This is a genomic window from Citrobacter sp. Marseille-Q6884 (genome assembly GCF_945906775.1).
Taxonomy (GTDB): domain Bacteria; phylum Pseudomonadota; class Gammaproteobacteria; order Enterobacterales; family Enterobacteriaceae; genus Citrobacter.
Map to the genome: position 1 here is coordinate 1,243,593 of NZ_CAMDRE010000002.1, position 13,875 is coordinate 1,257,467.

The window sequence follows — 13,875 nt, forward strand, 5'->3', positions numbered from 1 at the left end:
AGGGGCCTGATGGCCCCTTTACGCGTTGATTAGTAAGGTACTGTTTTGCGAATCGCCGCGATGAGTACCTGAGCCGCCGTGGGGAGCTGGACATCCACGCGGGTCAGAATGCCGATGGGTTCGCCCGAGCCCTGGGTAGGTACTGGCAGTGATACCAGTGTCGCCTGGCGTAAATCTTCCCGTACCGCGCCTGAAGGCACAAACCAGACATAGTCATAATCAACCGTCAATTGACGAGACAGTGACGCTGACAGCGTTTCGATACAGCCAGACGGTAGTTTGCAGCCCTGGCTTTGTAGCAACGCTTCTGCATGCTGGCGTGGGGCTGTCCCTTTCGGGGATACCACAACCGGCCATTCCATCACGCGGCTCAATGTAATGGTTTCCTGCAATAGCGGATGGTTAGGACGCACCACCAGTTTCAGTGATTCCAGAAATAATAGTTCGTAATTCAGACCGCTCATTAATTCAGGGTCAGCCATGCGGCCAATGCCGAGGTCGATTTCGCCTGATTTTAAGCCTGCCAGTATCATGGGGTTACTCATCGTAGCCACTTGCAGCGTGGTCTCCATTTGCTGCTTATGGAACTGGCCGATAACGGAAGGAAGAATACCGAGCGCCGCCGTCGGCAACGCGCCAATACGAACAACATCGTTTTGTGATTCTTCTTTGTGATTTAATGCCTGGCCGGCGGTGTTGAGCGCATCAAGCACCCTTACCGCATGGGTAAGAAACTTTTCGCCGGGCAGTGTCAGCTGTGCGCCAAGACGACCGCGCTCAAAAAGCCGGGCACCCGTCAGTTGCTCCAGTTCATTGAGCGTTTTTGAGAGGGCCGGCTGGCTCAGATTAAGGGTTTCAGCCGCGCGCCCCAAAGTCCCCTGTTGTGCAACGGCTACAAAAGTATGAAGGTGGCGCAAGCGAATGCGCTGATTGAACAGACCATTTTTTTCCATAAGCGATGTTAAAAACAGAGCAGTACCGGTGACAAGTGAAGTTGTTTGTTTTTGATAACCTGATAGCAAAATATTATTAACATTTATCATGTTTTACTTACAACTAATTTATTTTGCTTATGTTTTGTACAGTCAGGGGCGTGTCGGGATCATGGCAGGGCGTATAACCTGTGGTTATACTCAAAGAATTGTTCACTTCTGCATTTTTCCCATCACAAGGCACTGATTAATGATACATGTCATAGGACACCTTAACCCCGATAGCGACGCAATTTGCACGGCGGCAATGACCGCGCGCTGGCTAAATTTACGGGGCCTCGACGCGACGGCGTGGCGTGCGGGGGAACCTAACCGGGAAACACAATTTATTTTTGAGCAGGCAGGGTTGGCCATGCCGGAACGGCTGACGTTTCCGTTGACTGACCAGGATGTCTGGCTGGTCGATTTCACGGAACCGGCTCAGGGGCCTGATTCTCTGACTGAGAGTAACGTCGTCGGCATTATCGACCATCACCGCCTCGGTGGATTAGTCACGCGACTGCCACCGGAAGTCTGGGTCAAGCCTGTCGGCAGTAGTGCGACCCTGTTGTGGCAATTGATGTCAGAGGATGTACGCAGTCAACTCTCTCCCGCTGAGACCGTACTGCTACTAGGTGCTGCGTTAAGTGACACTGTCACGCTTCGTTCGCCCACCACCACGCCAGACGATCGCAAGGCGGTGGAAGAGCTAACGCAGTTCGCCGGTGTGAATCTGGACGATTTTAGCCGTGACCTGCTGTCCGCCAAAACCAGTGTTGAGGGCATGAGTGCGCGGGAACTTCTCAATAAAGATATTAAAACGTTTACGATTCACGGGCATCAGGTCTGCGTCGCGCAGCTCGAGCTGTATTCACTGAACCAGGTTGAGGCCGTGTTGGACGATCTCCGTCAGGAAATGACGCGCTATGCGCAAGAAAGCCAGGCCGCGTTGGTGGTACTGATGTTGACCGATATAAACCTCGGCGATACCAGCTTGTGGTTTGCCGGCTCTGAACTTTCAGACATACCGCAGCCTTGCAAGGTGGAAGGGATGTTAAGCCGTAAAAAGCAGATGCTCCCCTGGCTGGAAAGCAAACTAAAACCGCGTCAGTAGGTTTGGTGAGTAGCCATAGTGCATGGGGGGAATTTATGCCGGATCACACTTTGTAAATTCTTCCCACCGGACTGAGTAGCGTTTTCTACACTCCAGGTAATATTCACTGGAGGCATGACATTATGGCGAACACCATCACGGCAGATGAGATTCGGGAACAATTTTCGCAGGCAATGTCAGCAATGTACCAGCAGGAAGTCCCGCAGTACGGCACGTTGCTGGAACTTGTCGCTGATGTGAATCTGGCGGTACTGGAGAATAATCCGACGCTCCATGAAAAACTGGCGAATGCGGATGAGCTTGCGCGCCTGAATGTTGAGCGCCACGGCGCCATTCGGGTCGGTACCGCAGAGGAATTGTCCACCCTGAGGCGAATGTTCGCCATTATGGGCATGTATCCCGTCAGCTATTACGATCTCTCCCAGGCCGGCGTCCCCGTCCATTCCACTGCGTTTCGTCCCATCGACGATGCGTCGCTTTCGCGTAACCCGTTTCGGGTGTTTACTTCGCTGCTACGCCTTGAATTAATCGACAATGTAGAGTTGCGTCAACGGGCTGCAGAGATCCTCGCAAAGCGCGACATCTTCACTCGCCGCTGTCATGAATTGCTGGATACATTTGATGCGCAAGGGGCTTTTACGCCCGCGCAAGCGCAGGAGTTTGTGCGCGAGGCGCTGGAAACCTTCCGCTGGCATCAGCATGCGACGGTGGATGAAGAGACCTATCACGCACTGCATAATGAGCACCGCTTGATTGCTGATGTGGTGTGTTTCCCCGGGTGTCATATCAACCACCTGACACCGCGTACGTTGGATATCGATCGGGTACAGTCGATGATGCCAGAGTGCGGAATTGAGCCCAAAATACTGATTGAAGGTCCTCCGCGTCGTGAAGTACCCATTCTGCTGCGCCAGACCAGCTTTAAAGCGCTGGAGGAGGCGGTGTTGTTTGCCGGTGAAATGCGCGGAACCCATACCGCCCGTTTTGGCGAGATCGAACAGCGCGGCGTGGCGTTAACGCCCAAAGGCAGAGCACTGTACGACGAATTACTGCAAAACGCGGGGACCGGTAAGGATAACCTGACGCACCAGTTGCACCTTCAGGCAGTGTTTAAATCCTTCCCGGACAGTGAATTTTTACTGCGTCAACAGGGCTTAGCCTGGTTCCGTTATCGTTTAACGCCATCAGGTGAGGCGCACCGACACGCTATTCGACCGGGGGATGATCCGCAGCCATTGATTGAACGGGGCTGGTTGGTTGCTCAACCCATCACTTACGAAGACTTTTTACCGGTAAGTGCAGCCGGGATCTTCCAGTCCAATCTGGGTAATGAAACGCAGGCGCGTACGCATGGTAATGCCAGTCGGGATGCGTTTGAACAGGCGCTGGGTTGCGCCGTCTATGATGAGTTTGTGCTGTATCAGGAGGCGGAAGAGCGAAGCAAACGGCGTTGCGGTTTGCTGTAACGGGATTTACACCGGATTCGGTCTGTTCTCATCGACATAAAATATTTTCGATTTTGTACAGATTATCGACGACCAACAATTGGATTATTAATGAATTTTGTCTAGAGTGAGCGGTCAGAAATGTGCACTCTCTTGCCGCAGATTTTGACCGGCGCGGGACCATTCACACGACCAGAAGGACTCACTTTCAGGCATGAATCGCAGACGATTTATTAAAGGTTCAATGGCAATGGCCGCCGTGTGCGGAACCAGTGGTATTGCATCACTCTTCTCCCGTGCCGCCTATGCGGCGGAGTCTGACATTGCAGACGGAAAAACCGTACGTTTTGATTTTTCCGTTCTGCAGTCGATGGCTCATGATTTAGCACAAAAACCGTGGGGCGGCGCGCCGCGCGCATTGCCTGATACGCTGGCGACACTGACGCCACAGGCTTACAACAGCATTCAGTATGACGCCGAGCAATCCCTGTGGAACAACGTGGAAAACCGTCAGCTCGATGCGCAATTCTTCCATGTAGGAATGGGTTTTCGTCGCCGTGTTCGCATGTTTTCGGTCGATGACAGCACGCATATGGCGCGCGAAATCCACTTCCGTCCTGAGTTGTTCAAATATAACGATGCGGGCGTCGATACTAAACAACTGGAAGGGCAAAGCGATCTCGGATTCGCCGGTTTCCGCGTGTTTAAAGCGCCAGAACTGGCCCGCCGTGATGTGGTTTCCTTCCTGGGCGCCAGCTACTTCCGCGCCGTCGACGACACCTATCAGTACGGCTTATCCGCGCGTGGTCTGGCGGTCGATACTTATACCGACACAAAAGAAGAGTTCCCTGACTTTACCGCTTTCTGGTTTGAAACGGTTAAACCGGGCGCGACGTCCTTCACAGTCTATGCGTTGCTCGATAGCCCAAGCGTTACCGGTGCGTTTAAGTTTTTGATCCACTGTGAGAAAACGCAGGTGATCATGGATGTGCAGAACCACATCTATGCGCACAAAGATATCAAGCAGCTCGGTATTGCGCCGATGACCAGCATGTTTAGCTGTGGCAACAATGAACGTCGGATGTGCGATACCATTCACCCGCAAATCCATGACTCCGATCGTCTGGCGATGTGGCGGGGCAATGGCGAGTGGATCTGCCGTCCGCTGAATAACCCGCAAAAACTGCAGTTTAATGCTTACACCGACAACAACCCGAGAGGGTTCGGCCTGCTGCAACTTGACCGTGATTTCTCCCACTATCAGGACATTATGGGTTGGTACAATAAACGCCCAAGCCTGTGGGTGGAGCCGCGTAACCAGTGGGGCAAAGGGACGATTGGCTTGATGGAGATCCCGACCACCGGCGAAACGCTGGATAACGTTGTCTGCTTCTGGCAACCGGAGAAGTCGATCAAGGCCGGTGACGAGCTGGAATTTAAATATCGTCTTTACTGGAGCGCTCAGCCGCCGGTGCGTTCACCGTTGGCGCGTGTGCTGGCGACCCGTACTGGCATGGGCGGATTCCCGGAAGGATGGGCGCCTGGCGAACATTACCCGGAAAAATGGGCTCGCCGTTTTGCCGTGGATTTCGTCGGTGGCGATCTAAAAGCCGCTGCGCCGAAGGGGATTGAGCCCGTTATCACGCTCTCCAGCGGTGAGGCTAAGCAGATTGAGATCCTCTACATTGAGCCAATTGATGGTTACCGTATCCAGTTTGACTGGTACCCAACCTCTGACTCAACTGACCCGGTAGACATGCGTATGTTCCTGCGTTGTCAGGGGGATGCCATCAGCGAGACATGGTTATATCAGTATTTCCCGCCTGCTGCCGACAAACGTCAGTACGTTGACGATCGCGAAATGCGTTAATGTGTTATGCCTTTGGCTCTCCGCATGGGGAGCCACATCTCCAGTCTCTCCTGAACGTTTCTGTTCACTATTAACTCGATCCTGTTCGCATTTTTCCTTAAGCCAAACCGGTAAGCTGAGACTGTGTATTTGTTGTACACATTCTTGCTCACTAACAGGGAGAAAGTATGTTTCCAGAATACAGAGACCTTATTTCCCGACTGAAATCCGAGAATCCTCGCTTTCTGTCTTTATTCGAAAAACACAACAGCCTCGATCATGAGATCTCCAGACTGGAAGGTTCGGATGGTCGGGGATACAGTTTGGATATTGTTCGCCTGAAGAAACAGAAACTCCACCTGAAGGAAGACCTGCTCAAAATTCTGCAAAAAGAGAGTGTCAGTGAGAGCTAATTAAACGGCTTTCATGTCTAAAAGGGCTTTCCGCGAAGAGGGAAAGCCCTTCCTGCTGAAGACGTTTTCGATTTATATCCCCCGTCTGTACGTCCTGACCAAATCCGATATTGTTGTTAACATATTGCTTCTGCATAATAAAAATTCACCATTCGAAGACCGTTACAGGATATCAGTATGACCGAAATGATCACCGTGAGCGCCACGCTGTCGCTACGTGCGGTTGCGGAACAACACGTCACGGCATTGCATCAGTTGGTGCTCAAAAATAAGTCATGGCTCCAGCAATCGCTGAACTGGCCGCAGTTTGTGGTCTCCGAAGAGGACACCCGCAAGAATGTGCAGGGGAATGTGCTATTGCATGAGCGCGGCTACGCCAAAATGTTTCTCATTTTTGAGGGTGAGAGTATGGTGGGGGTTATCTCGTTTAATCAGATAGAACCGCTAAACAAAGCGGCCTACATCGGTTACTGGCTGGATGAAGACCATCAGGGACAAGGCATTATGTCCCGCGCGTTACAGGCATTGATTCATCATTATGTTCAGCGCGGCGAGATCCGTCGGTTTATCATCAAATGTCGGGTCGATAATCACGAAAGTAACCAGGTCGCGCAGCGCAATGGCTTCCTGCTGGAAGGCTGTCTGAAGCAGGCGGAGTTTCTCAACGGCCAGTACCATGATGTTAATCTCTATGCCCGTATCATTGATAACCCTTCAGAGTAAGCCTGCCAGCGGTGTACGCGTAATGCGCTGTTCGCCGTTGATCACTTTTGGCCCGCGCAGGTGAATAGCATCGCCATCAAATGCTTCAACGCGGGCCTGACCGTTAATTTCGATATGGTGTTCAATCAAGACTTCGCCATGGATACAGGCCTGGCCTTCAATAAGAATGTGCCCATCCAGCAGGATCGGGCCACCGCGCAGCACGGCATGACCGCCGACCAGCACGTGGTGTTTCAGGACGCAATTACCTTCGACCAGCGCATGCTCTGCGACCTGTGAACTGTAGCGCAGGGTAGGAATGGCATCTTCATCGGTGCCCGCTATGACGCGGGCATGTCCGTACACTTTTGCGCAATCGCAGATCCAGACGTTGTTTTCCTCATTGCCTTCAATCCGGGCAAAGTCAAAGACTTCGGCGCGATGTTCAATAAAGGCATAGCTGACGCTCGCATCACCATAGATCTGTGCCTGATGCACAATGCGCGAGTTGCTGATGGTGGCGCGATCGTAAATTTGCAGCATCTGGTCGCTTTCGCGGGTTAATCCTTTGGCGGCGATAATTTCAGAATGGCACAGAATGCGGGCATCACCCGACAGCTGACATTCTCCCCGAATAATGGAATGACTGACGGTGACGTTGTCACGTATTTGTGCGCCGTGACTGATTTCAGCCTGATCAATCCAGACCGAACCGCTCATTTGTACGCCATCTCGTATCACACAGGCCTGTGTGATACGGACATCCCCTGAAATCACCGCACCTGAGAACACCAGCGCATTTTCATCATAAATCCAGCAATCCCCGTGCTGTGACAACACACTTTCATCGTCAACCCAGCCACCGGGCGTTCCGGCTTTCACATCATTGAAGTCAATAAGTGCAATAATCTGGCGTAGCGATACGCTTTTTTTGTTGCCATTATCCTGATAACTAAAGGAGCGAGGCTCATCGCTGAGACGGTATTTGGTCATAGCTCATTTCCATGTTGCGCACCTTAGTTAAACGTAGCAAAGTTTTCCGTACTGGCTAAACCGCCAGAAATTCCATAAAATGCATTTCAAATATACTTTAAAAAATAAACAAAATGAGTAATGAGAATCAGCGCGACCGGGTGCTTAATCTTCCGGCCGGTTATTTTGGGATGGTACTGGGCACCATCGGGATGGGATTTGCCTGGCGATACGCCAGTCAGGTGTGGCCAGTGAGCCACCGGATTGGCGACGGTTTAGTGATCCTTGCCATGATCATCTGGGGTCTGCTGACGCTGGCTTTTCTGACCCGACTGGTGCGCTTCCCGCACAGCGTCCTGGCGGAAATTCGTCATCCGGTAATGAGTAGTTTTGTCAGTCTTTTCCCGGCAACAACCATGCTGGTCGCGATCGGCTTTGTCCCCTGGTATCGTCCGTTAGCGGTGGGATTATTCAGCATTGGCGTGGTGATCCAGTTGACTTACGCCGCCTGGCAAACGGCAGGGCTGTGGCGGGGGTCGCATCCAGAGGAAGCGACGACGCCGGGGTTATATCTGCCGACCGTTGCCAATAACTTTATCAGCGCGATGGCCTGCGGCGCACTCGGCTTTAACGATGCCGGGCTGGTGTTTTTGGGCGCGGGCGTTTTCTCCTGGTTAAGCCTGGAGCCTGTGATTTTGCAGCGTTTACGCAGTTCCGGCGAGTTGCCAGCGGTTTTGCGCACGTCTCTGGGCATTCAACTGGCACCTGCGCTGGTCGCCTGTAGCGCCTGGTTGAGCGTAAATGGCGGTGAGGGCGACACGCTGGCTAAAATGTTGTTCGGCTATGGCCTGCTGCAGCTTCTTTTCATGCTCCGTCTGATGCCATGGTATTTGTCTCAGCCGTTTAATGCCTCTTTCTGGAGCTTCTCGTTCGGTGTGTCGGCGCTGGCAACGACAGGGCTGCATTTAGGACACAGCAGCACGTCAGGCTTTTTTCATACGCTGGCGATCCCACTGTTTATTTTTACCAATTTTATCATTGCATTGTTACTGGTACGTACGTTTGCATTGCTGATGCAGGGTAAACTGCTCATTCGCACGGAGCGTGCTGCACTACTGAAATCTGAGGATAAAAAATGACTTTTTGCGACGAAAACTACTTTACTGAAAAATACGATTTAACCCGCACGCATTCCGATGTTGTCGAGGCAGCAAAAATTGTCGCGCCCGGCAAAACGTTAGATCTGGGCTGCGGTAATGGTCGTAACAGCCTCTACCTGGCCGCAAATGGATACGACGTGACCGCATGGGATAAAAATCCGATGAGTATTGCGAATCTGGAGCGTATTAAAGCGGCTGAAGGGCTGAACAATCTGCAGGCGAGCGTCGCGGATCTCAATACATTGAATTTTGATGGTGAATACGATTTTATCCTTTCTACCGTTGTAATGATGTTTCTGGAAGCGAAAACGATCCCGGGACTGATTGAAAATATGCAACGCTGCACGAAACCCGGCGGATATAACCTGATTGTTGCGGCAATGGATACTGATGATTTCCCTTGCACCGTGGGTTTCCCGTTTGCGTTTAAAGAAGGTGAATTACGCCGCTATTACAGCGGGTGGGATTTGCTGAAATACAATGAAGACGTGGGTGAACTTCACCGCACAGACGAAAATGGCAATCGTATTAAACTGCGTTTTGCGACAATGCTGGCGCGTAAACCCGCGTGATACCTATGTTGCGTTAAGTCTCTCTGTGCTCGACGTTTTTGCCCGACGAGCGCAGAGATAAAATTGTGCGGTCCTTACCATTTTTAGTACATCTAAAATGATTCTGGTTTGCTATCCTTTTTAAGCATCATTGCGAAAACTAAAGGGATCGTTTCATGCGTACTCAAACTTTATTTAAAGTTGCAGTGCTTACTGGCTTGTTGGCGTTATCGGGTTGTGCGTCTAAAGTGACTCAGCCTGATAAATACTCTGGGTTTTTAAAAGATTATTCTGGTCTGAAGGAAACAAAATCAGCTACCGGACAACCGGTACTTCGTTGGATTGATCCTGCCTATAATGAATCTAAATATGACAATATCGTGTATAACCCGATAACATATTACCCGGTTCCTAAACCCACCACGCAGGTTGGTCAGCAGGTTCTTGATAAGCTGTTGAGCTATACCAATACTCAAATGAAAACCGCTATTGGAAAACGTAAGCCTCTGGTTACGACACCTGGCCCACGTAGTCTGATCTTCCGTGGCGCGATTACCGGTGTGGATACCAGTAAAGAAGGGCTGCAATTCTATGAAGTGGTTCCCGTTGCACTGGTTGTTGCCGGTACGCAAATGGTCACCGGTCACCGTACGATGGACACGCACCTCTATTTCGAGGGTGAGTTGATCGATGCGGCAACCAATAAACCGGTCATTAAAGTTGTGCGTCAGGGCGAAGGTAAAGACCTGAACAACGAAAGCACGCCGATGGCGTTCGAAACGTTGAAAAAAGTTGTTGATGACATGGCGACAGACGCCTCAATGTTTGACGTTAACAGCAACAAGAAATAATGAGGACGCACCATCCGCGACAAGCAGATGGTGCGTTTTTTTATGCGGTACGGCGACGATATAAAAGTTTACCCACCAGCGCCTCCGGGCGTGCAAACATCACCAGATTTCCCAGCAAAATCAGCACTAAACCCGTAACCGCGTTGATCTGCCAAATATACCCTTCATATAACGTAGACAGCGTCAGCGCCACCAGCGGGAAAAGCAACGTACTGTAAGCGGCCTTGCTGGGACCAATACGGCCGACCAGTGTGAAGTAGGCGCCAAACGCAATCACCGACCCAAAAATCGCCAGATATAACAGCGCGCTGAGATAGCTGAAGGTCCACTCTGGCGTGAAGTTATCACCACGCATAAACGCTATCGCGGCAATCAGTATTGTGCCGTATAACATTGCCCAACTATTGGTCGTCAGCACCTCGAGACCTTTTTTCTGGTGGCGAAGGCTAATCATGTTGCCCAGCGAGAAACCAAAGGTTCCCAGCGCGCTTAAGCCGATGCCCAACAAAAGTGAGTGATTCAACCCGCTACTGACCAAATCCTGCCAGAACAGAGTAACGATACCGGTCAATCCCAGACCCGCGGCTAAATAGAAGCGTAACGGTGGTTTTTGGCCAAAGAAGACGAAGCTGTTGACCGCATTGAACAGCACGGCCATCGAGAAAATAACGGATTCCAGCCCCGTATTGATCCAGGCGGCAGCGGAATAAAAACACCAGAAATTGAAGCAGAAAACGCATCCTCCCTGGAGCAGGCAAAAGAGATGATCACGACCTGACAGCCTACGTAACTTACCGCTAATCAGCAGGACAACGATCATCACGGCGCTGGCGACGGCAAAGCGCCAGAAGATGGAAACTGGCGCCGAAACCGGACCTTGTTGCAGGTAAATTGCAATCCATGTCGTTCCCCATATCACTACAACCAGGCAGTACAACAATGCGTTCATACATGACTCTCATTTTTGGTATTCATCGCCAGACTGTGCCATGCAAAAGGTCAGGGCGCTTTCATCTGCTTGCGGGCGACTTGCAAAATCTTGCGCTTTTTTTCGTGTCGGCGTGAAAAGGGTGCTGTTAACAAAATGTGGCTGATATAGACTGAAAGTCTGCAAACTTATTTTGAATGTGATGGTATGTCTCAGCCCTACGGTGCCTTTGAAAATTTACGCAAACACAATGCCGTGTTGCATGAGTCGGTTGCGTTGCATTCGGGGATCCAACTGGCGGCCTGGTCGAACAAGCGCGATACCATCACACAATATTGCGACCACCACACACTCAGTTTATATGTCGCGGATGGCTACGAGAGCTATCACAAGACGGCTGGAGGCTGGAAGAACGGCGGTGGTCCCGATCGTTTCTGTCTGATGCCGAAAGAGAGTGAATCTACCTGGGATATTCGGGATGACCTCTCTTTTGTTCATCTCTACTGTACGGACGCGCATCTGCGGGAAGTGGGAGAGAAAGTCTGGGACAAAAGCCCCTATAGCTTCACGCTGGATGAGCACACGTTTGGCAGTGACCCGGGGATCACGGCGGTCTACCGCCAGTTTTTGCTCGGCAATGACTGGCGACAACCCGCTAATCATCTGACGCTCAGTGCCGCGTCGTCACTCTTATTAACACATCTGATCCAGCACTATAGTAACGTACAATGGCGCCCGCCGGTGATCACGGGAGGGCTTGCGCCTGCGACATTACGCAACGTGTTGGCCTATATTGACGCGCATTTGGCATCGCCCATCACACTCAGCGATCTGGCGGGGGAAGCCGCATTGAGTGATTTTCACTTTGCCAGAATGTTTCGTCAGTCGATGAACATGGCGCCACATCAGTATGTGATGCAACGGCGTATGGCGCTGGCGCAGCAACTGGTCTGTTATTCTTCACGCAGCTTGTCGGATATCGCGATGGCCTGCGGATTCAGCTCGGCAAGCCATTTCAGTAACCGGTTTAAACAGGTGACCGGTAAAACGCCCTCGCAGTTACGTGCGGCGCGCTAATCGCAGTACCGTGTAGCACACCCCTCCGGCAATTAACCCCCAAAACGCAGACCCAATTCCCACTAGCGTCAAGCCACTGGCCGTCACCAGAAAGGTGATGATGGCGGCATCTCGCTCGGTTTCATTATGCAGTGCCTGATACAAACTGCCGCTAATGGTACCCAGCAGCGCAAGGCCGGCCAGCATCTGGATCCAGCTTACTGGCAGGGCAGCCATCAATCCGGTCACTGAGCCTCCGAATAGACCGGCCAACAGATAGAATACCCCTGCGGCTGCCGCAGCTAACCAGCGCCGTTGGGCGTCAGGATGCGCTTCCGGGCTTTGGCAAATGGCGGCGGTGATGGCGGCAATGCAGATGGAATAGACGCCAAATGGCGAAAACAGCAGCGCCAGCAGGCCAGTGAAGACAATCAAGGGGGAAACGGGTAATGCGTAGCCTGATGCTTTCATGGTGGCAATGCCTGGCGCATTCTGTGAAGCCATCGTCACCAGAAACAACGGTAGTGCAATGCTGATGCTGTGGGCAATGGAGAATTGGGGCAGGATAAATTCAGGCATAACCGGCGATAAATCAACGCTGTTTGTGACAACGTCACATTTAATTAAGGCGATAGCAATGCCAACCAGCATCGCACTGATAACCGCATAGCGTGGGGTCAGGACTTTGAATATCAGCCACGCCAGTAACATGCTGCCGCACAGAATCAGTTCACTGTTAAGACTATTGAACGCCTGCAGGCCGAAACGTAGCAGTATGCCGGCCAGCATCGCCGATGCCAGCGAGTGTGGGATAATCTGCATCAGACGCGCAAAAAGCCCGGTGACGCCACACAGGACAATGAGTGCGTTGGCAACAATAAATACGCCAATTGCTTCCTGAATGGTTAAGCCTTGCAGACCGGTGACCAGCAACGCCGCGCCGGGTGTTGACCAGGCGGTCAATATCGGCGCGCGATACCACAATGTCAGCGCCAGGGTGCTCACTCCCATGGCAATGCCCAGCGCGGTCATCCAGCCGGCGATTTGCCCGGTCGTTGCGCCTGCAGCGAGTGCTGCTTGCCAGATAATTGCCGCTGAGCTGGCATAACCCACCAGAACGGCGACGAAACCGGATAATACGGTGGGAAGAGGGATTGAAAGCGCGCGCATAGTGACTCCGTGTGCGTTATAACGGTCGATTTACTGTAGCACTGTGCGTTATAGCGTACAAGTGATAAGCTATTGTTTTAATAATGGAGATTGAGGGAGGCGACAAATGGACAATTTAACCCACTATCTGGCGACGACACTCAGGACATTACGTCATCAACGAGAATGGAGCCTTTCCCGGCTGGCGGAAGAGACGGGCGTATCAAAGGCGATGCTTGGACAAATTGAACGTAATGAATCCAGCCCAACGGTGGCGACATTATGGAAGATCGCGACCGGGCTGAACGTTCCATTTTCGACCTTTATTTCACCGCCAGAGTCAGAGCACGCCCCCGCGTTTGATCCCGAGCAGCAGGCCATGGTGGTCACGCCGCTGTTTCCGTGGGATCCGCAACTTTGCTTTGACCATTTTTCGATACTGCTGGCACCCGGCGCCATCAGTGAGTCGACTCCGCATGAACGCGGTGTTATTGAGCATGTCGTGGTGATCAATGGTGCGCTGGATATGTACATTGATGGTCAGTGGCGAACGCTAAAAACAGGCGAGGGCGTGCGGTTTGCGGGGGATACTGCGCACAGCTACCGTAACAGCAGCGAACATACCGTGCACTTTCATTCATTGATACATTACCCACGAAGTTAAACGGGAAAACGGTTCCGAAACGCCGTACTTCTGACTACAATAGCCGCCAT

At 51.9% G+C, this 13,875-nt stretch carries 14 protein-coding genes; 10 read left to right on the top strand and 4 right to left on the bottom strand.

Features of this window, described 5'->3' with window-relative positions:
* Nucleotides 1-29: 29 nt before the first annotated feature.
* The gene (locus N7268_RS21175; RefSeq protein ID WP_260864344.1) at nt 30-953 is read right to left on the bottom strand and encodes a LysR substrate-binding domain-containing protein; all 924 of its coding nucleotides are present in this window, start codon (nt 951-953) and stop codon (nt 30-32) included.
* Nucleotides 954-1,182: 229 nt separating this feature from the next.
* Here N7268_RS21175 and N7268_RS21180 point away from each other — a divergent pair, with 229 nt between their 5' ends.
* The 5 genes from N7268_RS21180 (at nt 1,183) to rimL (ending at nt 6,515) form a co-directional block, all read left to right on the top strand.
* Nucleotides 1,183-2,085: a manganese-dependent inorganic pyrophosphatase gene (locus N7268_RS21180; protein WP_260864345.1), complete on the top strand. Its 903-nt coding sequence runs from the start codon at nt 1,183-1,185 to the stop codon at nt 2,083-2,085.
* Nucleotides 2,086-2,207: 122 nt separating this feature from the next.
* Nucleotides 2,208-3,551: a VOC family protein gene (locus tag N7268_RS21185; protein ID WP_260864346.1), complete on the top strand. Its 1,344-nt coding sequence runs from the start codon at nt 2,208-2,210 to the stop codon at nt 3,549-3,551.
* A gap of 193 nt (nt 3,552-3,744) precedes the next feature.
* Nucleotides 3,745-5,400 carry a glucan biosynthesis protein D gene (locus tag N7268_RS21190; RefSeq protein ID WP_260864347.1) on the top strand — a complete coding sequence of 552 codons (1,656 nt, stop codon included), beginning with the start codon at nt 3,745-3,747 and terminating at the stop codon, nt 5,398-5,400.
* A 167-nt stretch (nt 5,401-5,567) separates the two neighbouring features.
* The gene (locus N7268_RS21195) at nt 5,568-5,792 is read left to right on the top strand and encodes a YdcH family protein (RefSeq protein ID WP_003833168.1); all 225 of its coding nucleotides are present in this window, start codon (nt 5,568-5,570) and stop codon (nt 5,790-5,792) included.
* Nucleotides 5,793-5,969: 177 nt separating this feature from the next.
* Complete coding sequence (gene rimL, locus N7268_RS21200; protein ID WP_260864348.1) at nt 5,970-6,515, top strand: 50S ribosomal protein L7/L12-serine acetyltransferase; 546 nt, start codon at nt 5,970-5,972, stop codon at nt 6,513-6,515.
* On the opposite strand, the gene ydcK is transcribed toward rimL, so the two are convergent.
* Nucleotides 6,507-7,487, bottom strand: coding sequence for a YdcK family protein (ydcK, locus tag N7268_RS21205; protein ID WP_260864349.1), 981 nt, complete (start codon nt 7,485-7,487; stop codon nt 6,507-6,509). The genes rimL and ydcK overlap by 9 nt on opposite strands.
* Nucleotides 7,488-7,600: 113 nt before the next feature.
* Between ydcK and tehA the strand changes: the two genes are divergently transcribed.
* From tehA to N7268_RS21220, 3 genes are all read left to right on the top strand, one after another.
* Nucleotides 7,601-8,605, top strand: a complete 1,005-nt coding sequence (tehA, locus tag N7268_RS21210; protein ID WP_260864350.1) for a dicarboxylate transporter/tellurite-resistance protein TehA — start codon at nt 7,601-7,603, stop codon at nt 8,603-8,605.
* On the top strand, nt 8,602-9,198 hold the full coding sequence (gene tehB / locus N7268_RS21215) for a tellurite resistance methyltransferase TehB (RefSeq protein ID WP_260864351.1): 597 nt from the start codon (nt 8,602-8,604) through the stop codon (nt 9,196-9,198). The genes tehA and tehB overlap by 4 nt, the downstream gene beginning before the upstream one ends.
* Before the next feature lie 155 nt (nt 9,199-9,353).
* Nucleotides 9,354-10,028, top strand: coding sequence for a DUF3313 domain-containing protein (locus N7268_RS21220; protein WP_260864352.1), 675 nt, complete (start codon nt 9,354-9,356; stop codon nt 10,026-10,028).
* 40 nt (nt 10,029-10,068) lie between these two features.
* Here N7268_RS21220 and N7268_RS21225 read toward each other — a convergent pair whose 3' ends face one another.
* Complete coding sequence (locus tag N7268_RS21225) at nt 10,069-10,977, bottom strand: DMT family transporter (RefSeq protein WP_260864353.1); 909 nt, start codon at nt 10,975-10,977, stop codon at nt 10,069-10,071.
* Nucleotides 10,978-11,163: 186 nt separating this feature from the next.
* Between N7268_RS21225 and N7268_RS21230 the strand changes: the two genes are divergently transcribed.
* Nucleotides 11,164-12,033 (top strand): AraC family transcriptional regulator, encoded by an 870-nt coding sequence (locus tag N7268_RS21230; RefSeq protein ID WP_260864354.1) that lies wholly within the window; start codon nt 11,164-11,166, stop codon nt 12,031-12,033.
* On the opposite strand, the gene N7268_RS21235 is transcribed toward N7268_RS21230, so the two are convergent.
* Complete coding sequence (locus N7268_RS21235; RefSeq protein ID WP_260864355.1) at nt 12,016-13,182, bottom strand: benzoate/H(+) symporter BenE family transporter; 1,167 nt, start codon at nt 13,180-13,182, stop codon at nt 12,016-12,018. The two genes, N7268_RS21230 and N7268_RS21235, sit on opposite strands and share 18 nt — an antisense overlap.
* Before the next feature lie 106 nt (nt 13,183-13,288).
* Between N7268_RS21235 and N7268_RS21240 the strand changes: the two genes are divergently transcribed.
* Nucleotides 13,289-13,825 carry a helix-turn-helix domain-containing protein gene (locus N7268_RS21240; RefSeq protein WP_260864356.1) on the top strand — a complete coding sequence of 179 codons (537 nt, stop codon included), beginning with the start codon at nt 13,289-13,291 and terminating at the stop codon, nt 13,823-13,825.
* The last annotated feature ends 50 nt before the right edge of the window (nt 13,826-13,875 follow it).

Bases quoted from the DNA above. Each gene is read 5' to 3' on its own strand.
- N7268_RS21235 (WP_260864355.1), bottom strand. From the start codon at position 13,182: ATGCGCGCGCTTTCAATCCCTCTTCCCACCGTATTATCCGGTTTCGTC.
- N7268_RS21230 (WP_260864354.1), top strand. From the start codon at position 11,164: ATGTCTCAGCCCTACGGTGCCTTTGAAAATTTACGCAAACACAATGCC.
- N7268_RS21190 (WP_260864347.1), top strand. From the start codon at position 3,745: ATGAATCGCAGACGATTTATTAAAGGTTCAATGGCAATGGCCGCCGTG.
- N7268_RS21175 (WP_260864344.1), bottom strand. From the start codon at position 953: ATGGAAAAAAATGGTCTGTTCAATCAGCGCATTCGCTTGCGCCACCTT.
- N7268_RS21185 (WP_260864346.1), top strand. From the start codon at position 2,208: ATGGCGAACACCATCACGGCAGATGAGATTCGGGAACAATTTTCGCAG.
- N7268_RS21180 (WP_260864345.1), top strand. From the start codon at position 1,183: ATGATACATGTCATAGGACACCTTAACCCCGATAGCGACGCAATTTGC.
- ydcK (WP_260864349.1), bottom strand. From the start codon at position 7,487: ATGACCAAATACCGTCTCAGCGATGAGCCTCGCTCCTTTAGTTATCAG.
- tehB (WP_260864351.1), top strand. From the start codon at position 8,602: ATGACTTTTTGCGACGAAAACTACTTTACTGAAAAATACGATTTAACC.
- N7268_RS21240 (WP_260864356.1), top strand. From the start codon at position 13,289: ATGGACAATTTAACCCACTATCTGGCGACGACACTCAGGACATTACGT.
- rimL (WP_260864348.1), top strand. From the start codon at position 5,970: ATGACCGAAATGATCACCGTGAGCGCCACGCTGTCGCTACGTGCGGTT.
- tehA (WP_260864350.1), top strand. From the start codon at position 7,601: ATGAGTAATGAGAATCAGCGCGACCGGGTGCTTAATCTTCCGGCCGGT.
- N7268_RS21195 (WP_003833168.1), top strand. From the start codon at position 5,568: ATGTTTCCAGAATACAGAGACCTTATTTCCCGACTGAAATCCGAGAAT.
- N7268_RS21220 (WP_260864352.1), top strand. From the start codon at position 9,354: ATGCGTACTCAAACTTTATTTAAAGTTGCAGTGCTTACTGGCTTGTTG.
- N7268_RS21225 (WP_260864353.1), bottom strand. From the start codon at position 10,977: ATGAACGCATTGTTGTACTGCCTGGTTGTAGTGATATGGGGAACGACA.